This window comes from Roseibium sp. QJM3NY_11 (assembly GCF_056173175.1).
Genome location: NZ_CM149660.1, coordinates 627792 through 653723, shown reverse-complemented (window position 1 = coordinate 653723; position 25932 = coordinate 627792). Strand labels below are relative to the sequence as shown.

At 62.5% G+C, this 25932-nt stretch carries 27 protein-coding genes; 19 read left to right on the top strand and 8 right to left on the bottom strand.

The window, feature by feature from the left end:
- Positions 1-166: 166 nt before the first annotated feature.
- From AC0VX3_RS03025 to AC0VX3_RS02945, 17 genes are all read left to right on the top strand, one after another.
- On the top strand, positions 167-2959 hold the full coding sequence (locus tag AC0VX3_RS03025) for a bifunctional aconitate hydratase 2/2-methylisocitrate dehydratase (protein WP_475523478.1): 2793 nt from the start codon (positions 167-169) through the stop codon (positions 2957-2959).
- Positions 2960-3116: 157 nt separating this feature from the next.
- On the top strand, positions 3117-3851 hold the full coding sequence (locus AC0VX3_RS03020; protein WP_475523477.1) for a DUF4129 domain-containing protein: 735 nt from the start codon (positions 3117-3119) through the stop codon (positions 3849-3851).
- Complete coding sequence (locus AC0VX3_RS03015; protein ID WP_475523476.1) at positions 3848-5233, top strand: hypothetical protein; 1386 nt, start codon at positions 3848-3850, stop codon at positions 5231-5233. Before AC0VX3_RS03020 ends, AC0VX3_RS03015 begins: the two co-directional genes overlap by 4 nt.
- On the top strand, positions 5223-6179 hold the full coding sequence (locus tag AC0VX3_RS03010; protein ID WP_475523475.1) for an AAA family ATPase: 957 nt from the start codon (positions 5223-5225) through the stop codon (positions 6177-6179). Before AC0VX3_RS03015 ends, AC0VX3_RS03010 begins: the two co-directional genes overlap by 11 nt.
- 65 nt (positions 6180-6244) lie before the next feature.
- On the top strand, positions 6245-7522 hold the full coding sequence (locus AC0VX3_RS03005) for a DUF58 domain-containing protein (RefSeq protein ID WP_475523474.1): 1278 nt from the start codon (positions 6245-6247) through the stop codon (positions 7520-7522).
- Complete coding sequence (locus AC0VX3_RS03000) at positions 7522-8520, top strand: stage II sporulation protein M (protein WP_475523473.1); 999 nt, start codon at positions 7522-7524, stop codon at positions 8518-8520. The genes AC0VX3_RS03005 and AC0VX3_RS03000 overlap by 1 nt, the downstream gene beginning before the upstream one ends.
- Positions 8520-9458, top strand: coding sequence for an RDD family protein (locus AC0VX3_RS02995; protein WP_475523472.1), 939 nt, complete (start codon positions 8520-8522; stop codon positions 9456-9458). Before AC0VX3_RS03000 ends, AC0VX3_RS02995 begins: the two co-directional genes overlap by 1 nt.
- A 158-nt stretch (positions 9459-9616) precedes the next feature.
- Positions 9617-10399, top strand: coding sequence for a hypothetical protein (locus tag AC0VX3_RS02990; RefSeq protein ID WP_475523471.1), 783 nt, complete (start codon positions 9617-9619; stop codon positions 10397-10399).
- Between the two features lie 216 nt (positions 10400-10615).
- Positions 10616-11230: a heme ABC exporter ATP-binding protein CcmA gene (gene ccmA / locus AC0VX3_RS02985; protein ID WP_475523470.1), complete on the top strand. Its 615-nt coding sequence runs from the start codon at positions 10616-10618 to the stop codon at positions 11228-11230.
- Positions 11227-11898, top strand: a complete 672-nt coding sequence (gene ccmB, locus AC0VX3_RS02980; protein ID WP_475523469.1) for a heme exporter protein CcmB — start codon at positions 11227-11229, stop codon at positions 11896-11898. The genes ccmA and ccmB overlap by 4 nt, the downstream gene beginning before the upstream one ends.
- A 78-nt stretch (positions 11899-11976) precedes the next feature.
- A complete protein-coding gene (locus AC0VX3_RS02975; RefSeq protein WP_342893586.1) occupies positions 11977-12744 on the top strand; it encodes a heme ABC transporter permease in 768 nt (255 codons plus the stop codon).
- A 4-nt stretch (positions 12745-12748) separates the two neighbouring features.
- On the top strand, positions 12749-12931 hold the full coding sequence (ccmD, locus tag AC0VX3_RS02970; protein WP_475523468.1) for a heme exporter protein CcmD: 183 nt from the start codon (positions 12749-12751) through the stop codon (positions 12929-12931).
- Entirely contained in the window at positions 12928-13551 is a 624-nt protein-coding gene (locus AC0VX3_RS02965; RefSeq protein ID WP_475523467.1) for a DsbE family thiol:disulfide interchange protein, read from the top strand. Before ccmD ends, AC0VX3_RS02965 begins: the two co-directional genes overlap by 4 nt.
- Positions 13552-13695: 144 nt before the next feature.
- A complete protein-coding gene (locus tag AC0VX3_RS02960) occupies positions 13696-14469 on the top strand; it encodes a DUF1223 domain-containing protein (protein WP_475523466.1) in 774 nt (257 codons plus the stop codon).
- Positions 14470-14719: 250 nt separating this feature from the next.
- A complete protein-coding gene (locus tag AC0VX3_RS02955) occupies positions 14720-15613 on the top strand; it encodes a cation diffusion facilitator family transporter (RefSeq protein WP_342893582.1) in 894 nt (297 codons plus the stop codon).
- 47 nt (positions 15614-15660) lie between these two features.
- A complete protein-coding gene (locus tag AC0VX3_RS02950) occupies positions 15661-16488 on the top strand; it encodes a carbohydrate ABC transporter permease (RefSeq protein WP_475523465.1) in 828 nt (275 codons plus the stop codon).
- Positions 16489-16510: 22 nt separating this feature from the next.
- Positions 16511-17194 carry an HAD family hydrolase gene (locus AC0VX3_RS02945; RefSeq protein WP_475523464.1) on the top strand — a complete coding sequence of 228 codons (684 nt, stop codon included), beginning with the start codon at positions 16511-16513 and terminating at the stop codon, positions 17192-17194.
- A gap of 103 nt (positions 17195-17297) precedes the next feature.
- Here the strand turns inward: AC0VX3_RS02945 and AC0VX3_RS02940 are convergent, their stop codons facing one another.
- The 5 genes from AC0VX3_RS02940 to AC0VX3_RS02920 all read right to left on the bottom strand — a co-directional run bounded on the left by AC0VX3_RS02940 (position 17298) and on the right by AC0VX3_RS02920 (position 22380).
- Positions 17298-18518 (bottom strand): ammonium transporter, encoded by a 1221-nt coding sequence (locus AC0VX3_RS02940; protein ID WP_475523463.1) that lies wholly within the window; start codon positions 18516-18518, stop codon positions 17298-17300.
- A gap of 310 nt (positions 18519-18828) precedes the next feature.
- Entirely contained in the window at positions 18829-20166 is a 1338-nt protein-coding gene (locus AC0VX3_RS02935) for an ammonium transporter (RefSeq protein ID WP_342893578.1), read from the bottom strand.
- Positions 20167-20186: 20 nt separating this feature from the next.
- Positions 20187-20525 carry a P-II family nitrogen regulator gene (locus AC0VX3_RS02930; RefSeq protein WP_342893577.1) on the bottom strand — a complete coding sequence of 113 codons (339 nt, stop codon included), beginning with the start codon at positions 20523-20525 and terminating at the stop codon, positions 20187-20189.
- A gap of 439 nt (positions 20526-20964) precedes the next feature.
- Complete coding sequence (locus tag AC0VX3_RS02925; RefSeq protein WP_475523462.1) at positions 20965-21516, bottom strand: DUF924 family protein; 552 nt, start codon at positions 21514-21516, stop codon at positions 20965-20967.
- Between the two features lie 51 nt (positions 21517-21567).
- Entirely contained in the window at positions 21568-22380 is an 813-nt protein-coding gene (locus tag AC0VX3_RS02920) for a substrate-binding periplasmic protein (RefSeq protein WP_475523461.1), read from the bottom strand.
- Between the two features lie 266 nt (positions 22381-22646).
- Between AC0VX3_RS02920 and AC0VX3_RS02915 the strand changes: the two genes are divergently transcribed.
- On the top strand, positions 22647-22877 hold the full coding sequence (locus AC0VX3_RS02915; protein ID WP_342893574.1) for a sulfurtransferase TusA family protein: 231 nt from the start codon (positions 22647-22649) through the stop codon (positions 22875-22877).
- Positions 22878-22884: 7 nt separating this feature from the next.
- Here the strand turns inward: AC0VX3_RS02915 and AC0VX3_RS02910 are convergent, their stop codons facing one another.
- Entirely contained in the window at positions 22885-23184 is a 300-nt protein-coding gene (locus tag AC0VX3_RS02910; protein ID WP_475523460.1) for a 4a-hydroxytetrahydrobiopterin dehydratase, read from the bottom strand.
- A 162-nt stretch (positions 23185-23346) separates the two neighbouring features.
- Between AC0VX3_RS02910 and AC0VX3_RS02905 the strand changes: the two genes are divergently transcribed.
- Positions 23347-23607, top strand: coding sequence for a hypothetical protein (locus AC0VX3_RS02905; RefSeq protein ID WP_348144124.1), 261 nt, complete (start codon positions 23347-23349; stop codon positions 23605-23607).
- Between the two features lie 12 nt (positions 23608-23619).
- On the opposite strand, the gene AC0VX3_RS02900 is transcribed toward AC0VX3_RS02905, so the two are convergent.
- Both AC0VX3_RS02900 and AC0VX3_RS02895 read right to left on the bottom strand, forming a co-directional pair.
- Positions 23620-24477: a phosphatase PAP2 family protein gene (locus AC0VX3_RS02900; RefSeq protein WP_475523459.1), complete on the bottom strand. Its 858-nt coding sequence runs from the start codon at positions 24475-24477 to the stop codon at positions 23620-23622.
- A 74-nt stretch (positions 24478-24551) separates the two neighbouring features.
- Positions 24552-25757, bottom strand: coding sequence for a hybrid sensor histidine kinase/response regulator (locus AC0VX3_RS02895; RefSeq protein ID WP_475523458.1), 1206 nt, complete (start codon positions 25755-25757; stop codon positions 24552-24554).
- Positions 25758-25932 lie beyond the last annotated feature (175 nt).

The window sequence follows — 25932 nt, the reverse complement described above, 5'->3', positions numbered from 1 at the left end:
CAGGTGAGACCCGGTTTCGACCGGTCTCCGGTTCAAAAGTCAAATTCAGGAATGCCACCAGTCATAAATAAATAACGAGTGGTTTTGGAGATTCAAACATTTGCAATCGGTGTCGCGTACAAAGATGCAAATGCTTGACTCAAACCATCAGGACGCCGGGATCACCATGAGCTTGTACACAGACTACCTGAATGAGATCGACACGCGCAAAGGCCAGGGCCTGCATCCCAAGCCCATCGAAGACGGCGCACTCGTCAAGGAGATCGTCAACCAGATCAAGGATCCGGGGCACGAACACAGGCAAGAATCCCTCAAGTTCTTCATCTACAATACCTTGCCCGGCACGACGAGCGCTGCCGGTGAAAAGGCGAAGTTCCTGAAAGAGATCATTCTCGGCACGTCGGTCGTCGAGGAAATCTCGAAATCCTTCGCCTTCGAGCTCCTGTCACACATGAAAGGCGGCCCCTCGGTCGAGGTTCTGCTCGATTTGGCCCTCGGCGACGACCCCTCCGTCGCCAGGGACGCAGCCGAAGTCCTCAAGACCCAGGTCTTCCTCTATGAGGCGGACACCGACCGGCTGAAGCTTGCCTTGGAGGCAGGCAACGAGATCGCCAGGGACATTCTCGAAAGTTACGCACAGGCAGAGTTCTTCACCAAACTTCCCGAACTCGACGAGGAAATCAAGGTCGTCACCTATATCGCCGGCGAAGGTGATATCTCCACCGACCTGCTGTCTCCCGGAAACCAGGCCCATTCGCGCTCCGACAGGGAGTTGCATGGCAAGTGCATGATCACCGAGGCGGCGCAGAAGGAAATCGAGGCGCTGAAACTGCAGCATCCGGACAAGCGCGTCATGCTGATCGCCGAGAAAGGCACCATGGGCGTGGGCTCCTCCCGGATGTCCGGTGTCAACAACGTCGCGCTGTGGACAGGCAAGCAGGCCAGCCCCTATGTGCCCTTTGTCAACTTTGCCCCGGTAGTTGCCGGCACGAATGGCATTTCCCCCATTTTCCTGACGACCGTCGGCGTGACCGGCGGCATCGGCATCGACCTGAAGAACTGGGTCAAGAAACTGGGCGACGACGGCAAGCCGATCCTGAACAATGACGGCAACCCCGTTCTCGAGCAGAAATACTCTGTCGAGACAGGCACGGTCCTCACGATCAATACGAAGACCCGGAAGCTCTACAACGAAGCCGGCGATGAAGAGCTTGTCGATATCTCCTCGTCGCTGAACCCCCAAAAGGTCGAATTCATGAAGGCCGGGGGCTCCTACGCCATCGTCTTCGGCAAGAAGCTGCAGAGCTTCGCGGCCGAAACCCTCGGCATCGATTTGCCGCCGGTGTTCGCGCCGTCCAAGGAAGTGTCTCACGAAGGCCAGGGCCTGACCGCCGTCGAGAAGATCTTCAACGCGAATGCCGTCGGCGTGAGCAAGGGCACCGTCCTCCACGCGGGTTCGGATGTCCGGGTCAAGGTGAACATTGTCGGCTCCCAGGACACCACCGGTCTGATGACCTCGCAGGAACTGGAATCCATGGCCGCGACGGTGATTTCCCCCACCGTCGACGGCGCGTATCAGTCCGGCTGCCACACAGCCTCCGTCTGGGATCTGAAGGCGCAGGCCAACATCCCCAAGCTCATGAAATTCATGAACCGGTTCGGTCTGATCACGGCAAGAGATCCGAAGGATGTCTACCATCCGATGACGGATGTGATCCACAAGGTCCTGAACGACATCACGGTCGATGACTGGGCCATCATCATCGGCGGCGATTCTCACACCCGCATGTCCAAGGGTGTGGCCTTCGGAGCGGATTCCGGCACCGTTGCCCTGGCTCTGGCGACCGGGGAGGCAACGATGCCGATCCCGGAATCGGTGAAAGTGACCTTCAAGGGCTCCATGAAGGACTACATGGATTTCCGTGACGTGGTCCATGCGACCCAGTCCCAGATGCTCAAGCAGTTCGGCGACAACGTCTTCCAGGGGCGCATCATCGAGGTCCATATCGGCACCCTGCTCGCCGATCAGGCGTTCACCTTCACGGACTGGACGGCCGAAATGAAGGCCAAGGCATCCATCTGCATTTCCAACGACGACACCCTGATCGGCTCGCTCGAAATCGCCAAGAGCCGCATTCAGATCATGATCGACAAGGGAATGGACAACGACACCAAGGTTCTCCAGGGATTGATCGACATTGCCGACAAGCGGATCGGAGAGATCCGGTCCGGCGAAAAACCGGCGCTGGCCCCGGATGACAACGCCAGCTACTTCGCCGAGGTTGTCGTGGATCTCGATCAGATCGACGAACCCATGATCGCCGATCCGGATGTGAACAACGCGGATATCTCCAAGAGATACACCCACGACACCATTCGTCCCGTCTCCTTCTACCGGGGCGAGAAGAAGGTGGATCTCGGTTTCGTCGGGTCCTGCATGGTCCACAAGGGCGACATCAAGATCGTTGCCCAGATGCTCAAGAATCTCGAGAAGGCCAACAGCAAGGTCGAGTTCAAGGCGCCGCTGGTGGTTGCCGCGCCGACCTACAACATCATCGACGAGCTGAAAGAGGAAGGCGACTGGAGCATTTTGCAGAAATATTCCGGGTTCGAGTTCGACGACGCCGCACCCAAGAACGCGGCCCGTACCGACTACGAGAACATCCTCTACCTTGAACGGCCCGGCTGCAATCTGTGCATGGGCAACCAGGAAAAGGCCGCGAAGGGCGATACGGTTCTGGCGACATCCACGCGCCTGTTCAAGGGCCGCGTCGTTGAAGACTCCGGGGAGAAAAAGGGCGAGTCGCTGCTCGCCTCGACGCCCGTTGTGGTGCTTTCCGCCGTTCTTGGCAGAACACCGAGCATCGAAGAGTACAAGGCTGCCGTGGAAGGGATCGATCTGACAAAGTTCGCTCCGCCGCTGCAAAAACCGGCCGCCGCCAGATCGGTTCATTTCTAGGAGAACGCATCCCTGTCAGCCGCCGCTCCCGGCCAGCCGTCAAAATCAGGCGGACGGCCGGGGCGGCGGCTGTCTGTTGCGCCGGTTCGGACAAACACGCGGGAGCGTGTCGTATCAAATGGTTCCATATTGATGCGACACGCTCTAGAAAACTCTCATGCGCCGTTTTCTGGTAGGTCTCGCCCCGCTGATCCTGATTGCTTCCCTGGTTCCGGCCAGGGCGCAGGAAGCCGTGCGCGCGCCAATTGAGATCGGTGCCTCGGGAGACGCCTACCTGAAGGCACTGCGGTTCCGCCGCATCGACACCGATGTGACCTATTTCGATCCGGCCGGCCCCGCGCCGGATCTGAAAACCCGGCAGCAGCCCGACGCAGGCACCGGACAAACTTCGGACGATGGGTCCTTGAGTGTTCGCAAAGAAGCATCGGACACCGCCCGCTGGATCGTCGGCCTGGTCACTGCCGCGATCCTCGCTGCAATCGCCTATGGGGTGTATCGCTTCGGCGGCGGCATGACCGTTTCGCTCGGGCGGGAGGCGCGCAACGTGGTCAGGGGTCGGCCGGGCCACCGGACCGAGGCACCGGACTGGGCAGAGAAAACCGGCACGCTCGAGGACATCTTGCACATGAAGGACCGGCGGCAGGCGCTGGTGCTGCTGATGCGCAAGGTGCTGGCGGCGACCGTGGCCGCAAACGGCATCCTGATGCAACGCAGCTGGACCGCCCGCGACGCCCTGCGCCATCTGCCCCCGGGCCAGCGGTGTCTGAACCAACTGCGCGACCTGGTCCTGGCAAGCGAACGCGTGCACTTCGGCGGACGCGACGTAACGGAACAGGAGTTCCGGACCCATGTCGACCAGTGCCGGCCCCTTCTGGGGACGGGACCCGCATGAGCGAGACCGCAACCGGCCCCGACGCGCGCGGACCGCGCCTGGAAATGATCATCATCGGCCTGATCTGCCTGGTCGTGCTGTCAGCCGGCTGGTACGTGCTGTCTCAGCAGCAGCAATCCCTGCGCCGCTCCCCGGCCGGTTTTGACGGCCTGCAGGTGTGGCTGGCCGCCAATGGTGTCAGCGCCCAGAATTTCACCGGTGGCTGGCTGATGGACCAGACCGCGGTCGGCCTTCTGCTGATCCCGCTCCACGACACCAGGCTCGACGTGGCGCGGCCCCGGCCGGTGACGACGGAGGAACTGCTGCGGCAGCAGGACGAATACGACCTCCTCACCCCGGTCATTACGTCCAAGGCCCGAAGAGTGCCCGCCCTTGTGGTCCTGCCGAAATGGCGCAGCGGCATGCGCCTGACCGGCCTTGCCCATCCTGTCCTCAATGTCGAGACCGAACGGCTGGAAGACATTCTGGAAAAACTGACCGGCGGCACCGACATCGCGGCTGTTTCCGCCGACAGCCCGTTCACCGATTTCCGCTACCGGTCGCCCGAAGGCGAAGATCTCACGGCCCGGATTTACGCCGCGCAGATGTTCACCAATGCCGATTGCAGGCCGGTCATCGGGCAAGGGGCGGCCATGCTTCTGGCCGATTGTCCTCTGGCCACCGCCATTGATGCCGGCCCGGACAACCAAACAGCCAAGCAAACAGAGAGCCGGGCAGACACGCAAGCAGGCAACCGGCGGGAAAACCGCATTCTGGTGCTCGCCGATCCGGATCTCCTGAACAATCACGGTCTGCGCCTGGGCGACAATGCGCAGATTGCGCTTGATGTCCTGGGCTCGAGGGCGGGAGACCGCAACATCGTCATCGACTACAGCCGCGACATCTGGCTGCGGGATCCCGTCAGCGAGCCGGCGCGCGAACGGACCTGGGACGATCTCGCCCGCTTTTTCGGCCCGCCATTCGTGACACTATGGGCCGGCGCCGCTCTGGTTTTGGCACTGTTTCTGTGGCGCGCCGCCTTGCGCAACGGACCCGTCCGGCCCGAAGGGTCCGGCCCGGGCGCCGGCAAGATGCTCGCCGTCAACGCCCGCGCCCGGCTCATGCGGCTGTCCGGCCAGGACGGCGCCCTGATCCGTGAATATGCCACGGCGCGCCTGGCCGCCACGGCCGCAAGCCTGTTCGGACCGGCTTACGCGCGCCACTATTCCGGCGAGGAAGCCTTTCTCGCCTATGCCGCCCGGCGGCATCCGGAAGAGACCTTCCGGCTGCGGGCCGTTCTGGCTGCCATCCGCGCGCTTCCCGCCCGGCTTCCGGCAGCCGAGGCCATTCACCAGATCGACCAATTGGAACAGGTTTTGGAGCAAATAAGCCATGACGCTTGACGCCTTGCGCGCACGCACGGACGCACTGAGGGCCGAAATCGGTCGGACGGTGCTTGGCCAGGAGGAGGTCGTCGATCTCATGCTGGTCGCCCTCTTCGCCCGTGGCCACGTGTTGCTGGAAGGCCCGCCGGGCACCGCCAAGACGCTGTTGGCGCGCAGTTTCGCGGCCGCGCTGGCACTCGACTTCGGCCGCATCCAGTTCACACCGGACCTGATGCCGGGAGACGTGCTCGGCACCTCGATCTTCGATTTCCGGACCAATGCCTTCGTTCTGACCAAGGGGCCCGTCTTCTCGCAGGTCCTTCTTGCCGACGAGATCAACCGTGCGCCCCCCAAGACCCAGGCCGCCCTGCTGCAGGCCATGAGCGAGCGCAAGGTCAGTATCGATGGCGCCGATCATTCGCTTGGCAGCGATTTCCTCGTGATCGCAACCCAGAACCCGATCGAGCAACAGGGCACCTATCCCCTGCCCGAGGCCCAGCTTGACCGGTTCCTGTTCAAGCTGGTGATCGATTTTCCGCCCGAAGACATTGAATTGGCAATCCTCAGGCAGCATGCCGCGGAGCCGCTGGAAGCCGGGCTGGAAACGGAAAGCCTTTCCAAGGTGCTGGACGCCGCGGCCCTGGCGGACACCCGGGGCATCATCGACGACATCATCCTCAAGGACGACATTCTCGCCTATATCCTGCGGCTGATCCGGGCGACCCGGGAAAGCTCCGAAATCGCCTTTGGCGCCTCGACCCGCGCCGCCGACGCGCTGGCGGGCGCCGCGCGGGCAACCGCGGCGCTCAACGGCCGTGATTATGCCATCCCCGACGACGTCAAGCGGCTGTTCGTCCCCGCCCTGCGCCACCGCATCGTTCTCGGCCCGGCGGCGGAGATAGAGGGCCGCAGTCCGGAACAGGTTCTGGAAAACATTCTCAATCAGATCGAGGCGCCCCGCTGATCCGGCCATCCAAACGACTGCTCGTACTCGGGCTGGCCGCGCTGGCCCTGTCGCTGGTCGCGGTCGTGGCCGGCGATGCGCTGCGCCAGCTCGGCTGGCTGCCGTGGATTGTCCTCGCGCTCCTTCTGACCGTTGACCTTGTCCTGTCCTTCCGGCGCCCCAATGCTCTGGATTTCGACGCCCCGGCGGAAATTTTCGTGGGCGAAACCGGCACCCTGCGCCTTGAGATCGAAGCAGCACCCCCTGGCCTCGGCGCCAGACTGGAGTGGCCGGAAGGACTGGACAACGGACCAGACAACGCGCCAGAAAACGGGCCAGGCAACGGGTCGGCGGGAGATGCGCCCATCGCCTTCGTGCCGGGTCCCGCCGGCACCGCCATTGCCACGGTCTCCTGCCGGGCCGTGCGTCGAGGCCTCTGGCGTTTCGAACACCTCTGGCTGTGCTGGCCCTCCCGGCTCGGGCTGCTGGAATTCGTGCCGCGTCTCGCTCTGGGCGCGGAAATCCGGGTCGTTCCTAATATCCGCCTGGTCCAGTCCGGGCAGATCACCACCACCGTGACGTTAACGCTCTATGGTGTGAAGGAAAACCGTGCCATCGGCGAGGGTTCGGAGTTCCAGCAACTGCGCGACTTCGTTGCGGGCATGGACATCAAGACAATCGACTGGAAACGGTCCGCCCGCAGGCGCGCGCTGGTCGCCAAGGAACTGCGCGCGGAACGCAACCACCATGTGATCATCGCGCTTGACAACGGCTACCTGATGCGCGAGGAGATCGCCGGACTGCCCAAGATCGACCATGCGGTCACCGCGGCTCTTGCCACCGCATGGGCGGCATCGATTGGCGGCGATCTGGTCGGGCATTACTCCTATGACGTGCGCCCGCGCACCTTTTCCGCGCCCGCGCCCGGCCGCACCGCCTTTGCCCGCCTGCGCAGCTGGACCGCGGAACTCTCCTATGTCAGCCGCGAGACCAACCACACGCTCGCGCTGACCGAACTGAACGCGCGCACGCCCAAACGCAGCCTGATCATCATCTTCACGGATTTTGTCGACACCACCTCCGCCGAACTCCTGATCGAGAACATCGGAATTCTGTCAAAGCGCCATCTCGTGATCTTCGTCGCCATCCGCGATCCGGACCTCGAAACGCTTGTCGAGGCCGCACCGGACGATCTTGACGGCGCGGCCGCGCTGGTCGCCGCCAACCAGTCGATCAACGAGCGGCGGCTCGTGTTCGAGCGGCTCGGCCGGATGGGCGTCACGATCGTCGATGCCAGGCCGAACGCGATCACGGCGCGCCTCATCTCGACCTATCTCGAGATCAAGGCACGGGAGCTGATCTGATGAACGGTGACGACCTCATCCGCTCGGCACGGTTTCGCAAGGAGCGCGAGGCGGACTGGCGGCGGCTGGAACACCTCGTCATGGCCGCGGAAACCGGAGGCCTGCAACACATGACCTTCGCGGAGACGCGGGATCTGGCGTCCCTCTACCGGCAGGCCACCACCTCGCTCGCCATCGCACGGGAAATCTCTCTCGACAAGGCGCTACTGGGTTACCTGGAAGCGCTCACGGCCCGCGCCTACCTGTGTGTCTATGCCCCCCAGCAAAGGCTTGGCGGTGTCATCGCACGGTTCTTCACCAGGAGCGCGCCGCAGGCGATGCGCCGGAGCTGGCTCTACATCCTCCTGGGCTTCCTGTGCATGGGACTTGGAGCGTTGGCCGGATACCTGCTCTACTTCGAGAACAACGACTGGTTCTACGTGTTCATGCCCTCGGAAATGGCAGGAGGACGGGGCCCCGACGCGACCACCGAATCCCTGCGTTCGATCCTCTATGGTCACGAGACCGGAACGAGCGGTCTCGGGGCTTTCGCGACCTTTCTGTTTTCGCACAACACGAGGATCGCGATATTTGTGTTCGGTCTGGGTGTGTTCGCATGCGCGCCAGCTGCCCTTCTCACTTTCTACAACGGACTCAGCCTTGGCGCATTTGTCGCCCTTCACGTGGACCGGGGCCTTGGCCCGGATCTCGCCGGCTGGCTGTCCGTTCACGGCGTCACCGAGCTGTCCGCCATCTGCATCGCCTGTGGCGGCGGACTGCAACTCGGCACGGCATTGCTGTTTCCGGGCAACCGGACACGGGCGGATGCCTTGCGTCACGCGGGCCGGGATGCCGTCAAGCTGGCGCTGGTCGCCGCATTCATGCTTCTGGTCGCCGCGATCCTGGAGGGCTTCCCCCGCCAGCTCGTGGAGGAGACCGATGCGCGGCTCGCGATCGGCTGGGGGATCGGCGTGCTGTGGCTCTTGTGGTTTGTGCTGGCCGGACGGGAGCGCTCCTGATGCTGCGCCGCTGGAAGGAACGCCGCCGGGCCTTGCTGTCCCCGAACATCCTGATGCCGCCGGAAGGCGTTGCCCTGACCCTGCCGGTCGCGGGTCTGGGCGTGCGCTTCACCGCCCAGATCACCGACATCGTCATCACCACCGTCGCCGCGGTCTGCCTGCTGATCCTGCTCCTGGTTCTGGACATCTCGGATCCGCAGACGATGTTCGCCGTCGGCGCCCTGCTGTTCTTCCTGATCCGCGTGCCCTACTACATCTGCGCCGAGCTTGCCTGGAACGGCCAGACGCTCGGCAAGCGACTGATGAAGATCAAGGTTGTTTCCCACGATGGCGGCCCGCTCACCGCGCACGCCCTGGTGCTGCGCAACCTGATGAAGGAAGCGGAAATCTTCCTGCCCGCGACCCTTCTGCTGACACTGGATGCGGCCACGCCACTGGAATCGGTCGCTGCACTGGCCTGGGTGTCGATAGCGCTGTGTGTTCCGCTGTTCAATCGGCACCGCCGCCGGTTGGGCGACATGATGGCAGGCACCCATGTGATCCACCTGCCCGTGCCGGTGCTCTTGAAGGATCTTGCCAGCGATGCACCGCTGCCGGCGGCCGACAGGAAAAAGTTCGTCTTCCTGGCCCACCAGCTCGACCATTACGGCGCCTTCGAACTGCAGACACTTGAAACGCTGCTGCGCAACCAGAGTGCACGGCCGGCATCCGAAGCCGCCGATGGAAAATCGGCGACCGTCGCCGTCATCGTCGAGAAGATCCGCAGGAAAATCGGCTACGCCGACCCGGTACCACCGCAGGACCGGCTGCGTTTCCTCAACGCCTTCTACAACGCCCAGCGCCAGCATCTCGAACAACGGCAACTGTTCGGCGACCGGCGCGAAAACAAGCATTATGCCCAGGACAAGGAGGAGAGCCCCGATCCCGCGGACCCGTGACCGGAGCGGAGGCCGCACGCAGGAAAAATCCTGCGCTTGAGGCTGTAGCCGGTTGGACATATGGTGAGAACACACAAAATTCCGCCTTGGCGGACACTTGAAATTTGGAATTCAAATTCGCTTTTTGACTTTATTTTGAATGACATGGAGCATATTCAATGACAGACGCAACCACCCAACAACCCAAAGCCGCGCTCGGCGTCGGCTCGATCATCAGCGAAAGCTTTTCGATCCTTTTCGGAAATTTCCTCAAGGTCGTCATCATCGGTTTCGTACCGACCCTGATCGGTTTGCTGATCTCCGGCATGCTGTCGGGATTCGGTGTCGCCCTCGGGGTGGAAACACAGGCATTCGACAGCTCCGGCGAGGTGGTCGCCATGATCCTGTCATTCGTCATCAACATGGTGGTCTATTCAATCACCACCGCCCTTCTGGTTCAGCTCGCCTATGACGCGAAACTGGCGCGGCCTGTTCAGGTCGGCCGGTATGTCGGCCCCGCCCTGAGCGCCGTCGTCCCGCTCGCGATCATCTCGATCGTCGTGACCATCCTGGTCGGTATCGGCATGATGCTGCTGATCGTTCCGGGCCTGTGGATCTATGCGGTGTTTTCGGTCATCGCTCCGGTGATCGTCATCGAGCGGGCGGGATTCGGTGGCATGGGCCGCAGCCGGGCGCTCACCAAGGAATACCGCTGGCCGATCCTCGGCGCCCTCATCCTGGCGCTGATCTGCGCCATGCTCATCAACGTTGTCGCCATGTTCATCGTTGGCCTGATCGCGATCACCGGCACCGCCGGCATGGTCATTGCGGTGCTCCTGTTTGCCGCAATCTCGACCATCGGCGTCGGCTTCCTGAGCATCATCGTTGCCCTGATCTACGCCCGCTTGCGCGAGATCAAGGAAGGCGTCAGCGTCGATCAGATCGCCTCCGTCTTCGACTGACCGGCAACCGGAGCGCGGTGCCCTGCGGCCGCGCTCCGCTTCATCGTCCCCCTTTTCAATTGCCTCTCATTTGCCTCGGGCACGTTTGAGCTTCGGGATTTTTCCTTGCGTCCGAACGGCCCGGCCCTCTAACAAGACAGGAAATCCCACTCCGCCGGAGCAAATGCCCTGAAGCTGATAGCCGAAAACCTGACCATCGACCGCGGCGGACGCCGGGTGTTCCAGGATATCTCGTTTCACCTTGAGAGCGGCAGCGCCCTGGTCGTGACCGGCGCCAACGGCATCGGCAAGTCGTCGCTGCTGAGGACCCTGGCCGGTCTTGTACCCCTTGCAGGCGGGACTTTGCGGCTTGATGGCGGCGAAGAGGACAGGGCCACATTCGAGCACGCTCATTATTTCGGACACCAGAACGCGGTCAAGCCCGCCCTGTCGGTGCTCGAAAACCTCGAATTCTGGATGAGTTTCACCAACGCCGTCCAAACCCCGGATTACGAGGGCGCAGAGATCCTCCCCCGCCAGGCGCTCGACACCCTGGGCATCGCGCACACCTGCGATCTGCCCGCGGGCTTCCTGTCCGCCGGACAGACCCGCCGCCTTGCGATGGCGCGCCTGCTGGTCACCGCACGCCCGGTCTGGCTGATGGACGAACCGACCTCGGCGCTGGACACGGCCTCGGAGAAACAGCTTCTCGGCCTCATGAACGCGCATCTCGCCTCCGGAGGCATGATCATCACGGCAACCCATACAGATCTGGCCCTCACTTCGACGCAGACACTGAACCTGCAGGCCTCGGACGCGGCCACGCAGACGATCGGGGATGCGTTTTCATGAGCTCCTGGGCACTGACTCTCTTCAAGCGCGACCTGCGCCTGTCCGTCCGCGTCGGCGGCAGCGCAATGGTCGGCGTGCTGTTCTTCCTGGCCGTCGTCACCGTCATTCCCTTCGGTGTCGGTCCGGATCTCAACCTCCTGTCGCGCATCGGCCCCGCGATCCTGTGGATCGGCGCCTTGCTTGCCACGCTTCTGGGGCTCGACCGGCTGTTTCAGGCCGACCGGGACGATGGCACGCTGGATCTCATGCTGATGGCGGGCCGGCCGCTGGAGCTGGTCGTCCTGATCAAGTGCCTCGCCCATTGGGTGGCGACAGGGTTGCCGCTCGTCATCGCGGCACCGATGCTGGCGATCTTTCTCAATCTCGAACCGGCTGCGATGGGCGCCGTCACCGTGACGCTGCTGGCGGGCACACCGGCCCTCACGCTGATCGGCGCCATCGGCGCTTCGCTGACCGTTTCCCTGCGCCGGGGCGGGCTTCTGCTGGCCGTGCTGGTGGTGCCGCTGGCGATCCCGGTGCTGATCTTCGGCGTCAGCGCAGCCGATGCCGCGATCCACGATCCGGTGCCGTTCCTGACGCCCTTCCTGATCCTGTGCGCTCTCTCGCTGATCTCCGCCGTCATCGGACCGGTCGCTTCGGCGGCTGCGCTCCGGTTCGCGGCCGACTGACAAAATAGGCACCCGCCAAGCGGGCCTGCGGCAGTCTTGTCCATTGAAGCGGGCAACGCACTAGATTAGAACGGTTCCATGAGTATCTGGGACTATGCAAATCCGACGCGTTTCCTGAGACTGGTCCAGGTGGTCCTGCCATGGCTCACCGGCCTGTGCGTCATCGCGTTCGCCGCCGGTCTCTACATGAGCTTCTTCGTGGCCCCGGAAGACTATCAGCAGGGCGACACGGTGCGGATCATGTATATCCATGTGCCCGCCGCCTGGCTTGCCATGATGTGCTACTCCATCATGGCCCTGTCCTCGCTCGGCACGCTGGTCTGGAAACACCCGCTGGCGGACGTATCGGCCAAATGCGCCGCCCCGATCGGCGCCGCCTTCACCTTCATGGCCCTGGTCACCGGTTCGCTCTGGGGCAAACCCATGTGGGGCACCTACTGGGTCTGGGACGCCCGGCTGACCTCCGTGCTCGTGCTGCTGATCATGTATCTCGGTCTGATGACCCTCTGGCGCACCATGGAAGATCCGATCCGGGCCGGCAAGGCCGCTGCGATCCTGACCCTTGTGGGGGCCCTGAACCTGCCGATCATCAAGTTCTCCGTGGACTGGTGGAACACGCTGCATCAGCCGGCCAGCGTCATGCGCGCCGGCGGGCCGACCATTCATCCCGACATCCTGTGGCCGCTGCTCGTCATGGCCATCGCCTTCACGCTGCTGTTTTTCGTGCTGCATCTCATGGCCATGCGCAACGAAATTTTGCGGCGCCGGGTGCGTTCCCTGCGCCTGCGCGCGGCCGGTGCGGCGCAGCCCGGAACGGTGGCCAACGCCACCCAGCCAGCGGAGTAAAGTCATGGATCTCGGACCCCATTCCGGCTTCATCCTCGCCTCCTACGGCCTGTGCCTTGCGACCGTGCTCGGCCTGATCGCCTGGGTGCGCATCGACAAGGTCCTTCAGGAGCGGGCCCTGAAGGACCTCGCGGCCAGGGGCATATCCCGCGCCCGTCCCCAAACCAAGGAACACACCGCATCATGACAGCTCCGCAGACCGGTGCCGGCTCGGATGGAGGCGAGGAGCCTCGCGCCGGGAAACGCGGTTTTCCGGTCCTCGTCCTGTTGCCGCTTGTCGTTTTCGCGGCCCTTGCGGGACTGTTCCTGTTTCAGCTCATGCTCGGCGGCAATCCTCAGGATATTCCGTCCGCGCTGATCGACAAACCCGCGCCCGATGTCGCCCTGCCGCCCGTCGAGGGCCTGACCGCCGATGGCTCCCAGGTTCCCGGTTTCTCAGCGGCCGATCTCGTCGGCAAGGTCTCGGTCGTCAACGTGTTCGCCTCCTGGTGCGTTCCCTGCCGGCAGGAGCATCCCCTGCTTGAGGATCTTGCCCGGGTCGGCGGCGTCCAGTTGATCGGCATCAACTACAAGGACAAGCCGGAAAACGCCCGGCGGTTTCTCGGCAGCCTGGGAAATCCCTATGACCGGATCGGCGCGGATGCGGCCGGACGGACAGCGATCGACTGGGGGGTCTACGGGGTCCCGGAAACCTTCATCGTCGATGCGAAAGGCATGATCCGTTTCAAATATATCGGCCCGCTCAATCCTGGATCCTATCGGGACACCTTCCTGCCGGAACTGAAAAAGGTGCTGGCTGAGAACTGAACCGGTGGCGGCCGGGACCTCTCCCTCATCCGCAATTCTCACATTCCCGCGATTTACCCCCCGGCACGGACGGTCACCGGCTCGTGACTCGCGATTGACTGATTGATTGCCTATTTTGGAAGCAATCGGAATAGGAAAGAGCCAATGGTGCGAATGTTGTCCCGGAAAGCCGCGCGTGCTTGCCGAACAGGGCTGGTCGTCTTTGCCGCAATAGCCGCGATCGCGACCCCCTGGGAGGAAGCGCGCGCGCAACCGGAAAAGGTCATCGAGCTGTTCACCAGCCAGGGCTGTTCGTCCTGTCCACCGGCCGACCGGCTCGCGGAGCGGCTTGTTTCAGAGGACAAGTCGGTCCTGACGGTCCTCATGCCCGTCGACTACTGGGACTATCTCGGCTGGAAGGACACACTTGCAAGTCCGGTCCATTCGCAGCGCCAGCGTGCCTATGCGGCCCGGCGCGGCGATCGCTCGGTCTACACCCCGCAAATGGTGATCAACGGCGACGAGCACGTGGTCGGCAGCCGGGAAAGCAACGTCCTTGCGGCACTGGCGCGTGCACAGCCCTTTACCGCCACGGTCGACCTGAACATTTCCGACATGGTGGTGCAGGCGACCGTCGACGGCACCCTGCCCGAAGGCAGAAAGATGGCGACCATCTATTTCCTGCGCATCTCGGAGGAAGCCATGGTCGATATCGGCCGCGGCGAGAACGCGGGTCGCAAGATCCGCTATGTCAACGTGGTGCAGAACCTGCAGCCGATCGGAATGTGGTCCGGCGGCGAGGAAACATTCCGCATGCCGAAATCGAAGCTGATGCTGAAAGGCGACGCCCGCTGCGCGATCCTCGTGCAGGTGGAAGATCAGGACGGACCCGGCGCCATCGTCGGCGCGGCCGTGATGGACTGGCGCGGCGGTTTCTGACCGGCGCCGGGTGTGTGACCGAAAGTCAATTCAACCGGGAAAAGAGCGATCCATCCCGTTGAACAGGTTGTCAGCCGCGAAAAAACTGCTACCCCTTGCCCCGCCAGGCCCGATACACGGACTGTCTGCCCCCCGGGGTCAGGCGTGAACCGTCTTTCAGGGCCGGCGGTGTCCGCTGCTTTCCACACACCCGTCCGGAAGGCTGATCGGCAAGGCTGATCGACAATTCCTGTCGACCCGGGGGACTGGCATGAACCTACGTCGAAGGCTTCAGATTGCATTCCTGAGCATTGTTGTCGGCCTCGTGGTGCTCGCACTGAAAACCGCTGCCTACCTGCTGACGGACTCGATCGCCCTTTACTCGGATGCGCTCGAAACCACGGTCAACATCGCATCCGCGTTCGCCACGCTCGCCGCCGTCTGGTTCGCCGCGAAACCCGCGGACAGCAATCATCCCTACGGACATGACAAGGCCGAGTATTTCGCCGCGGTTCTGATCGGCGTCATGATCGTGCTCGCGGCCCTGACAATTTTCCGCGCGGCCTGGATCGGCTTCACCCAGGGCGACAGTCCCCACTTTTCTCCCATGGGCATCGGATTGAACATCGTTGCGGCCATGATCAACGGCGCCTGGGCGAATTATCTGATCCACTACGGCAGATCCGCGCGATCTCCCGCGCTTGTCGCTGACGGCAAGCATCTCGTGACGGATGTCATCAGTTCGGTCGGCGTGCTGGCCGGCGTTGTTCTGGTGATGCTGACCGGCTGGAAGGTGCTGGATTCGGTGCTGGCGGTTCTGGTCGGCCTGACCGTCCTGTGGTCCGGCTGGGGCCTTGTGAAGGAATCGGTCGGCGGTCTCATGGACGAGGCCGCTTCCGGTGAAGTGCTCGACAAGATCCGGCTGCTGATATCCGAACATGGCCAGGGGGCGCTCGAGGCCCATGATCTCAGAACCAGGACAGCCGGCAGATCCACCTTCATCGACTTTCATCTGGTGGTTCCCGGAGACATGGCCGTCGAAGCCGCCCACGACATCTGCGACCGCATCGAGGCGGCGATCGCAGAGGACGTGCCGGGTGCGCGCGTCACCATTCATGTCGAACCGGAACACAAGGCCAAGCATTCCGGCATTGTCGTGTTATGAAGACCGCCGTCCGTACGATCAGCCACCGAATTCAGGATACCCCGCAGATGGCCTTGAGAACACGATGGCAGGCCCGTCTGATCGACCATGGCATTCTTGCCTGCGGCACGGTTTTCATGGTGCTGCCGCTCTATTCGCTGTTCGCCGCAACCACCCACGGCGCCGGTGAACGGCTGCGCCCGCGCCTGGACCTCGGCAGCGCCGCCCTTGACAACTACCAGGCTCTGCTGACAACCAGCGCCGGGTTCTCCGGCGACATCACGGTGGTGTCGATGGTGTGGAATTCCTTCCTGCTCGGGGCCGGCTTTGCCGGGTTGAAGGTCGCGCTGTCGCTCCTGACCGCCTTCGCCCTGATCTACTTCAGGGTCCGCTTCGCATCCCTGATCTTTTCACTGCTGCTGCTGACGTTGATGCTGCCGCTGGAAGCCCGGTTTCTGGCGACCTATGCCGTTGTCGCGGATCTGGATCTCGTGAACACGCGCACGGGCCTCATCCTGCCGCTTGCCGCCTCCGGTCTCGGCACCCTGTTTTTCCGCCAGTTTCTGCTGACCGTGCCGGACGCTCTGCTGGAATCGGCCCGTCTGGACGGCGCGGGACCCTTGAAGTTCTTCAAGGACATCCTGCTGCCGCTCAGCCTGCCGACCGCGGCGGCGCTGTTCCTCGTCCTGTTCGTCAATGGCTGGAACCAGTACCTGTGGCCGGTGATGGTCACGTCGGATGAAAACACCTACACCCTGGTCAGGGGCATGCAGTATCTGGGCACCAGCAGCCTGCGGGGAGCGATGCTCGCGATCTTCGCGGTCCTGCCTCCGGCCCTGCTTGTCATCTTGTTTCAAAGACAGGTTGTTAAAGGACTGTATGACGGCTCGCACTAGAGTTCCATCAACGAGGGCACACATGACATTTGAGGCGATCCTGTTTGACTGCGACGGCGTTCTGGTCGATTCGGAAAAGATCTATGTCGATGTGGAGCGGGAATATCTGGCCGGCATCGGTCTCCACTACGAGCTGGACACCTACATGCAGCGGTTCCAGGGCCTCGGCAGCACGGACTACTGGGCCGCTCTCGACCGGGACCACCAGGCTCTCGGCAAGGGGCCCCTGCCGGCGACCTTCAGCACGGAGCTGGACGCGGCCACCATGGAACGCATCAACCGGGAACTGTCGGAAATCGACGGCATCAAGCAGCTTCTGGACGCCCACAAGGGTCCGCGTGCGGTCGCCTCGTCCTCCCGTCTGCACCGCCTGATCCACAAGCTCCGGCACACGGGTCTGTTTGCCTATTTCGATCCGCATATCTATTCCGGAGAACAGGTTGAAAACGGCAAGCCGGCACCGGACCTGTTCCTGTTCGCGGCAGCCAGGCTCGGCGTGCCCCCCGCACGAACACTGGTCATTGAAGACAGCGCCAATGGCGTCAAGGCGGGGCTGGCGGCAGGCATGTCGGTCTGGGGTTTCGTCGGCGGCGGTCACAGCCATGACGGTCATGCTGATCAACTGAGCGCAGCCGGCGCCCATCGTGTTGTCGACAGCCATGACAACCTGGCGGCCCTGCTGCGCGACGGCAGCCCCGTGGCCTGAAACGCGAAACGGCCTGAAACGCGCAACGCCTAGCCGGTTCCTGCTCCCGGCTTCATGAGCCGGGACCGCCGCAACAACGGCCGTCCCGGCTCCGCCTGAAATCCTACCGGCCCAGATCATGCTCCGGATTGGCGCTGATCTTGTGGATCGCCAGGTCCGCGCCCAGATGCTCCTCTTCCGGGGTCAACCGCAGGCCCATGGTCGTCTTCAGGAGCCCGTAGACCGCGAAGCCCGCGGCGCTTGCGTAGAGAATGCCCAGCGCGGTGCCGATCAGTTGCGACATCGGCGACACGCCGCCAAGACCGCCGAAGGCTTCAAGGCCGAAGAAACCGGCCGCGATCCCGCCCCAGGCCCCGCAGATGCCGTGCAATGGCCAGACACCGAGCACATCGTCGATTTTCAACCTGTTCTGACAGTAGCCGAAGCCGATAACGAACACCGCTCCGGCAACCCCGCCGACAACGAGACTGCCGACCGGATGCATGACGTCCGACCCGGCACACACGGCGACCAGACCCGCAAGCGCACCATTGTGAACGAAACCCGGATCGTTCCTGCCGACAAGAAGCGCAACCAGGATCCCGCCGGCCATGGCCATCAGCGAATTGATCGCGACAAGACCCGATGCGCCTTCCAGCGACCCGGCGGTCATCACGTTGAAGCCGAACCAGCCGACGCACAGCATCCACGACCCCATGGCAAGCCAGGGCAGCGAAGATGGCGGAATGCCGACCGGATTTCCGTTGCGGTCGTAGCGGCCGATGCGGGCGCCCAGAAGCAGGACGGCCGCAAGGGCGATCCAGCCGCCGACGGCATGGACCACCACCGAACCGGCGAAGTCGTGGAACGGTGCGCCAAAACTTGTTTCGAGCCAGCTCTGGAAACCGAAATTGCCGTTCCAGATAAGCCCTTCGAAAAGAGGATAGACAATGCCCACGAGCGCGACGGTCGCAAGGCACTGCGGCCAGAATTTCATCCGCTCGGCGATGCCGCCGGAGATAATCGCCGGAATGGCGGCGGCAAACGTGGTCAGAAAAAAGAACTTCACCAGCGTCAGGCCCTGAAGCTCGAACCCGTCCCCGCCGCCGGACAGGGCTGCCGCGTTGACGAGAAAGGTCGTGCCATAGGCAACGGCATAGCCGACAAAGAAATAGGTCACCGTCGACAGGGCGAAGTCGACAAGGATCTTCACCAGCGCGTTGACCTGATTTTTCTGCCGCACCGTGCCGACTTCGAGAAAAGCGAAGCCGCCATGCATGGCGAACACGAGTATAGCCCCGACGAGAACGAAAAAGACGTCCCCTCCAACTCCGGTATCATTCATTTCTGACCCCCCGATAGGCAAATTGCCATTTGCTTGTGCGTTTTGAACCGCTACCTATACAAACAGCATGCCAATCAGGCAGAAGATTAAAAAATACGCAGAAATCCGCCAATTATCTGGGCGGCGACGGAACCTCACTTGCACACAACTCTCGGAAACCTGCCCACTCCGTGCTCATAAGTTTATTATTTAGGCAGAACTGACTTGTCCGCCCGGACATAAAAAAGAGCCCGGGGCGAACCCCGGGCTTTCCAAGTTTGCGGTCTGAGCCAATAGACCGCCTGGGAGATTTTTATCGCAGTGTCTCGTTTCAGAGACGCTGGGAACCGGTTCCGAATTCCGGGTAGGCTTCCACGCCGACCTCGACCTTGTCGAGACCGAGAGCTTCTTCCTCTTCCGAGACCCGGATACCCATGGTGACCTTCAGGATCATCCAGACGATGGCCGAAGCAACCAGCGTGAACACGCCATAGGCCACGATACCGACGATCTGGGTGCCCCAGGATGCATCGCTGTTGGACAGCGGCACGATCAGGGTGCCCCAGATACCTGCGAGCAGGTGAACCGGGATGGCGCCGACCACGTCGTCGATTTTCAGCTTGTCCAGAAGCGGCACGGTGAAGACCACGATCACACCACCGATGGCACCGATGAACACGGCCTGCCAGACACTCGGAGCCAGCGGCTCGGCGGTGATGGACACCAGACCGGCCAGGGCACCGTTGAGGGCCATGGTCACGTCGACCTTCTTGTAGAGCACCTGGGTCAGGATCACCGCAGCAACAACACCGGCCGCAGCAGCCATGTTGGTGTTGGCGAAGATCCGGGAGATGTCGGAGACGTCACCGATGGTGCCCATGGCGAGCTGGGACGCACCGTTGAAGCCGAACCAGCCGAGCCACAGGATGAACGTACCGAGAGTTGCCAGCGGCATGGAGGAACCCGGGAACGGATGAACCGAACCGTCCGCGCCGTATTTGCCTTTACGCGCACCGAGGATGATGGCACCGGCAAGAGCGGCCCAGCCACCGACGGAGTGCACCAGCGTCGAACCGGCGAAGTCGGAGAAGCCCATTTCGGAGAGCCAGCCGGCACCCCACTGCCACGAACCGGCGATCGGATAGATGAAGCCGGTCAGAACGACCGTGAAGATCAGGAACGGCCACAGCTTGATGCGCTCGGCCAGCGTGCCGGAGACGATCGACGCCGTGGTTGCGCAGAACACCATCTGGAAGAACCAGTCGGAAGCCGTGGAATAGCCGGTGTCGAGGGCGTCGCCGCCGACCGCGTCGAAGGAATACGGACCGAAGGAGCCCATATAGCCGCCGTCAACGCCGGTATACATCAGGCTGTAACCGGTGATCCAGAACATCAGACCCGCGATGGAATACAGCGAGATGTTCTTCAGGCACTGCATCGACACGTTCTTGGAGCGGACAAGGCCGGCTTCCAGCATGGCAAAGCCGGCGGCCATCCACATGACCAGGAAGCCACCGATCAGGAACAGCAGCGTATTGAGAATATAGGCGACCTCGGGGGACACGGCCGGAACGACTACGGCGACCTCGGTGTCCTGGGCAAGCACCGGCAATGCCGAGAGACTCAGCAAGGCCAGCGACGTCGCGCCCTTAGCGACAAGTTTTTTCATGATACGTTTCCTTACCTAAATCAAAGAGCTTCGGCGTCGGTTTCGCCGGTACGGATGCGCACGACCTGATCGATCGAATAAACGAAGATCTTGCCGTCTCCGATCTGACCGGTCTTGGCGGCGCCCGAGATCACTTCGACGACCTTGTCGACGGAGGCGGCGTCCACGGCGACCTCAATCTTCAGCTTCGGCAGGAAGCTGACGGCGTATTCGGTGCCGCGATAGATTTCGGTATGCCCCTTCTGTCGGCCATAGCCCTTCACTTCTGTCACCGTCAGCCCCTGGATGCCGATGCCCGTCAGGGCATCACGCACTTCGTCGAGCTTGAACGGCTTGATGATGGCCATCACGATTTTCATTGCTCGTTCCATTCCCCTTGCTTGTGCCCCTTCCCGTCGAAGAAGCTCGGCCTACCACCCCGGACATCGCGCCTGATTGCGTCCCCCTCTGGAAGGATCCCTTCAGGTCTTCGGCTTCACCACGCGTCGTGGCTCCGGGCCGGTTTCGCCCCTTTCCTATCAAGGACCGTGCCAACTCGATATTTCTTCTGGAGAAGTCGCGGAAACATGCGGATTCAAGGCCTGGATCTGACCGCATCCTGATCCGGGGCACTCGGAAACTGATGGCTTTTCAGGCAAAAAATCAGCTCAAAAAATAGCCACCAATCGCGGCAGTGATTAAAATGTATGCAAAATTTCAACAGCCGAATGGGGCGCTTAAAAATACGGCAATTGCGCGAAGCCATGCGCCGGAAAGCCCGGGAACCAGACGGCCAGGGACATTCTCAGGAACCGGATGTCAGGCGGAGAAGCCGCCGCTTTCCAGAAAGGCGGCTTCCTCCGGCGTTGTCTGCCGACCGAGGACGGCGTTGCGGTGAGGAAAGCGGCCGAACCGGCGGATCACATCCATGTGGATCAGGGCATAATGATAAAGGTTGGTGTCACCGAGCACCCGGCACAGATCCACGGATCTTTCCTGATGCGCCATGTTTTCGGAATGTTCGAAGGGCAGGTAGAAAAATCCCCGGGCATCCTTCGGAAAGGCCCGGTCAAATCCTTGCGCCAGGGCGTCCTCGGCGGTCGCGACAGCCTTGCCGTCGGCCTTGAACGCCTCCGGCGTACCACGGTAGACGTTGCGCGGCATCTGATCCAGCAGCAGCAGAAGCGCCAGCGCGCCATCCGCCGTCTCTGCCCAATGGTCCAGATCGCCGGCCCGGGCCGCCTCGATCGCCGGCAAAAACCGATCCTTGCAGGCCGTGTCGAACGCACTGTCACTGGCGAACCACTTCTTCGCCCCCGCGTTCCACCAGAAATCGAGGACGTCCAGAGGGGAGCCTGTGTTCTTGTTCATCGGATCCTGGTCCTGTTCAGCAAAAGGCAGCCGTAAACAAGACGGCTGTCGCTAGTTTTCCACTGTCCAGGCACCGCACGCAAGCGCCTGCCAGCTGCTCCGATGCGAAAGAATCTGGGCATCCAGAAACCCCTCGTCCTTCAAGACGGCCATTTCCGCCCTGAATGCATCAACCAGATCCGGGTCCGTCCCCTTGCTGAACACCGCCCAGAGGGGCTTCGCGAGTTCTCCGACAAAAATCACCGGTTTGAGCCGGCTGCCGTCATACCCCTGTTTGCAAGCGCTCGCCTCGGCCAGGAACCCGGTCAGCGGCAGGAGATCGATCCGGCCGAGATACAGCATCTCAATGCCCTGATGGTAGTCGGTGATCGGCACGATTTTGCCCGTGCCCTCAAAGCCGAGCTTTTTGAGATAGGCAAACAGGTTGCCGCCATCCTGCACGCCCACCCTCACGTCCAGATCAAGCAGATCCTCGATCCGGTCGACCTTGATTTCAGGGCTGCTCTCAAGCTGGTACAAATACTGGCCATAGGGCGAGACTTCACCGAGCCAGAAAAACTTCTGCTCGCGCTCGGCCGTGCGCGACAGCGAGAACAACAGCACGTTCGGCACGGTTTCCGCCGTCAGCATCGCGCGCTTCCAGGGCAGAAACTCGAACGCCTCGATACGAACGGGAACGGACCGGCTGACCTTCTCGGCCACTGCAAGCATATAGGCCGTGACATATCCGTCCGGCTTGCCCTGGTTGCTCCATTGAAGGGGGGCGAAATTCTGGGTGACGATTGTCACTTCGACCGGCTCCGCCCTTGCCGGATGGCCAGGCCAAAGCAGGATGGAAAGCACCAGCAAAATGAGTCCCTGCAATCCCGCCTTCATCTGCCCCCCCGGATCATGCCCAGAAATGTTGACGACGCCCCGTCTGGTGGAACGACCGGTGGCTGACATCGCCGGCTTCGGCGAACAGGCCTTGCGGCGCGCCCGGAACCCGTGCCTGAACTTTCCGCCCTGCGGATTGTCAGATCTAGTTAAAACAACCTAGTCGCGAACCCCTAATCATCTATGAACGCCTGTCGGTCCACGCCGGAAAGCACTATGTTACCCCAACAACGTCATCCCATGGAGAAAGTTGATTGACCACGGCCACGACGCTGGACCTCAAAGGTCTGAAATGCCCGCTCCCTGTTCTCAAGACCCGCAAGGCCCTGACCCGGCTGAATCCGGGCGACCGGCTCGAGGTACTCACCACCGACCCGATGGCCGAAATCGACATTCCCCATTTCTGCAGTGAAAACGGCCATACCCTGCTGGAAGCCGTGCGGGTCGATGACGGCCATCGCTTTCTGCTCGCCAAGGCCGCCTGACCCGGGATCAGATAAATCGTCCGGCAAGCCGGTCGATTTCTGAGGCCATTTCCAGATCGAGCGGGCTCAGTCCGCCGGCATCATGGGTCGACAGCGTGATGTCGACACTGCGGTAGACGTTCGACCATTCCGGATGATGGTTCATCTTTTCGGCCACCAGCGCGACCTGCGTCATGAAGGCGAACGCGTCCCGGAAGTCCCGGAACCGGAACGACCTCGATATGGCGTCCCGCCCCTCGCATGTGTGCCAGTCAGGCAAGCCGCTCAGGCCCGCGGCCCGGTCTTCCGGTTTCAGTCGCTCCGCCATTTGATCCTCCCTGAGGCTGTCAGCCTACCTTATACCACCATATGTGACAGGAACCTGCCGACAACCGGACAACAGCACCCGGCTTGATCTCCGGCTTCATAAATCCGTCTCACAGCCTGCTGTATTGGTGGCTGTCCCGTGCAAACTCCCGTGGCATGAAACATGAAAGTTTTCTGGTGGTTCCTTGCCGCGGTCCTTATCGCGGCCGGACTGGCGACCGTGTGGTTGCCCATCCCAACCGGCGTTCCACTGCTGGCGCTGGGTCTGGTCGTCATCGTCGGCACAAGCCGCGGCGCGGCACGCATGCTCCGCAGCCGCCGCCGCAAGACCCGGCAACTGAACCATGCGATCACCTGGGTGGAAGACAGGTCCCCGCTTCGTTTCGCCCGGATCCTGAAACGCACCCGTCCGCGCAAGAAATAGCCGCGCGCCGGTTCAACTGGTCGAAAAAATACGGGCCACGACCCGAAGCGACTGCCTGATTCTGGCCAGAAGCCGCCGAACCAGCCGCTGCGCACCGCGTCCGCGCTTGGTGAACCATTCATCGAGCTGGCGGTCTGTCGTCAGCGGCGGGTCCTTCACGAAGAGCAGGTGGTGAATTGCCAGAACAAGCAGCAGGGTCAGCCCCCAGGACAGCAGCGTGTCGGACAGAAAATGTCCGCCGAAGGCGACCCGATTGACGGACAGGACAAGTCCGAGAGGGATCAGGAAGGCCAGAGCTGCCTTGCGCCAGGTCGCGGGCAGCAGCAAGGCCGTGGCAACCAGCCACATGGCCGCAGACCCCTCTCCGGAAACGAAAGAACAGTTGCTGTCGCAATGATCGGTCATTTTCCAGACCGGCTGAAACGGCAGGTCGCCGCCGAATTCTTCCACGGATCGCGGCCTGGGGCGCCCCCAGTTGTCCTTCAGGACCGCGTTTACCAGAACGCCCGGCCCGAGAATCAGCGTGGACAGCAGAAAGACCGGCTGGCGCAATGGCATCAGGGGCGGACGGCCCGGCACGAGCAGTTTAAGCAGCAGGATACCGACACAGGCAACGGCAATCACCCGCACGAGAAACGGCCCCAGATGCCGGACTTCGCGCAGGAACGGCACGTCCTGCGCCGCGAATCCGTCCGGACCGAAATAAAACAGGGCGCTCGCCTTCAGGTCGATGCCCGGAAAGATCAGAAAGATCAGCGAGACGACACAGACATACACGGCCACGACGATGATCGGGTGGTGGGTGCACCAGTCCAGGATCTTGCGGCTGGCGCTGTTCGCAGATGTCAGTCGGGCTCGGGTCGGCTTCATGGCGGCTGTTTAGCGCATCCGGCCGGTCCATCCAATCCTTTCCTGCGGAACGACAGCCGGCCGGCGCCGGTGCCTCAGGGCGTCGCGGGTGCGCGTGACGTCTGCTTCAGGCTGCGTGCCTGCTCCATTGCCTCATAGAGGGCCGCCGCGGACAAGGGTTTTGTCAACGTGTCCTGGAAACCGGCCTGTTTCAGGCTTTCGTCGCCGACGGATTCCAGCGCGGCGGTGACCGCGACAAGCGGCAACTCCTGCTCCGTCCGCAAGGCCCGGAGATTTTCAGCGGTCTCAACGCCGCTCATGCCGGGCATGTGCAGATCCAGCAGCGCCGCATCATAGGCTCCGTTGCGCACCATCTCGATTGCCTCCTCTCCGGACCGGGCAATGTCCGTGGTGATGCCGAAGGATTCAAGCAACGCAGACAGAAGCTTGCGGTTGGTCTCGTTGTCGTCGACCACTAGTGCGTGAAAGGGCAACAGGCCGCTACCCGCAGTCCGCCGCCCGCGAACCGCGCCGCCGCGTCCGCCCTCGGCCCCGTTGGCCGACATGTCCCCGCCCGGTGCCGAGCCGGCGCCATCCGGCGCGACGGGGATCTCCACGTTGAAACGGCAGCCGCCGGTTTCGGCGCGCTCCAGGAAAATCCGGCCGTTCATGTCCTGCACCAGTTGCTCGGCGCCCCACAGCCCCAGACCCGTCCCCGGACCCGTCTCTCGGCCATGGCGGCCACGCACGAACGGCCTGAACAGCCGCGCGCCCTCTTCCGGGTCGATACCCGGCCCGCTGTCGGAAACGGTCAGACTGACCCGGGCCGGGCTCCTGGTCTCGGCGTCCGCGCCCTGTTCAAGCGCGGTCAACGTCACGCGAACACCGCCCTCCGCCGTGTACTTGACCGCGTTGTCCACGAAGGTCGTCAGCACACGCCTCAAGGGTGCGGTCTTGTTGGTCCAGGTGTCCGCGGCACGTTCGTCGACCACGACTTCAAGCGACAGTCCCTTGGCCGCCGCAGCGACCTGAAACAGGCTTGCAACTTCGGTGACGACATCCGCCACCCTGGTTTCCTGGCCCGTGACGGCCGTTCCCGGTCCCGCTTCCGCAACCAGGTCCCCGGTCATCCGCGTCAGCGCGTCGATGGAGCGGATCAGGATCGAGAGTTGCTCGGCCTGCGTGCTGTTGAGCGGGCCCGTGCCGATCAGTTCGGCGGTCAGCCGCATGGCCGCGAGCGGTGTTCTCAGATCGTGGGCCAGCAACGCCAGTTTGACACTGTCTTCGTCCTGATCTGTCATTCGGCCCAGGCTCCTTCGCGCGGGTTGGACATCGACAGGGCTTGCCAGATGGATGTCAAAAAGCCAAGTTGACCAGTATCGTGCTTACCCTGATGACTGGCCGCTGTCCATCCGGTTGCTTTTCGGTTCCCCGGAACCGCCAGTCTCATGTCCCGAACCTGAAAAAATGTGAATC